The sequence below is a fragment of the Paenibacillus sp. 01T422 genome (genome assembly GCF_056398785.1).
Window position 1 is genome coordinate 1 of sequence record NZ_JBFTQB010001374.1, and the last position, 1,036, is coordinate 1,036.

1 protein-coding gene is annotated in these 1,036 nt (G+C 40.4%); it reads left to right on the forward strand.

Features of this window, described 5'->3' with window-relative positions:
* Positions 1–179: 179 nt before the first annotated feature.
* Positions 180–569 (forward strand): DoxX family protein, encoded by a 390-nt coding sequence (locus AC1DUA_RS38850; RefSeq protein ID WP_477504762.1) that lies wholly within the window; start codon positions 180–182, stop codon positions 567–569.
* The last annotated feature ends 467 nt before the right edge of the window (positions 570–1,036 follow it).

The following is a 1,036-nucleotide window of genomic DNA, read 5'->3' on the forward strand; positions in this document are numbered from 1 at the left end:
CTTCCCCAGAAGTTCAAATGCATTTTCGAATTTCGGGCACAGTTGATAGTCTTCCATATAAATCATCTCCTTATAAACAATTTTAGCATAGTCGCTTGACAAAAGTAAGTGCTGCGTAATAATATACTAACATAAAGTAAGTAATTAATGAAAATTTATTTAAAGAGGAGTTGTTAGTCATGGCTTTAGGTCTTCTTATTATTCGTTTGGTGATAGGTTTAACAATAGCCGCGCATGGCACACAGAAAGTATTTGGATGGTTTGGTGGTTATGGACCAAAAGGCACAGGAGGCTTTTTCGATTCCATTGGTATTAAGCCCGGTGTTTTGATGGCCGTTGTAGCCGGCTTGTCGGAAATTGTAGGCGGCTTGCTCTTTGCTGCAGGACTCTGGACACCAGTTGCTGCTGCACTTATTATCATTACTATGCTTGTTGCTATTGTTAAGGTTCACTATAAAAGCTATTGGTCGACTTCGAATGGGTTCGAGTACAATCTGCTTCTGATTGCGGCAGCATTGGGCGTCGCACTTATCGGTGCAGGTGACTATTCGCTAGATGCTTTGTTTTAAAAAATGAAGAAAAAGGCTATCTCCTTAAGTCAGAAATGACTTGATGGAGGGTAGCCTTTTTTTCTATTTCGATGACGATGCATGGGCGAATCTTACAAAGCAAAAAGCCTGCAGCACGAGTGGCGGCAGGCCTCTAGACAATATATAAATTAAAGGGGGTCGAGTTTTATTATAACCACGGTTAATTAACGCCATATCAATTTTAAATTACAATTTCATTACAGTGTTTTCCCTGTATTTTCAATCATTTTCATTTTGCTCCCCTCGTATATTCAGACTTTTTTCCACATATAGATGTACAACAAGGCAAATGGCCTTGAATATCTCACCAGGAGGCTGTAACAATGACAACACAAAACGAGTTTCAAGAGGAACGRCAGGATCTAGTGGTGCTCTTCTCTGAGGAATCCGAAACCGAAGCTGAAGTTGAAGATGACGTAGCCGAAGAAGCAGCTGGTGAAGAAGAA

Excerpts from the sequence above, each read along its gene's own strand:
- AC1DUA_RS38850 (WP_477504762.1), top strand. The coding sequence starts at position 180 with ATGGCTTTAGGTCTTCTTATTATTCGTTTGGTGATAGGTTTAACAATA.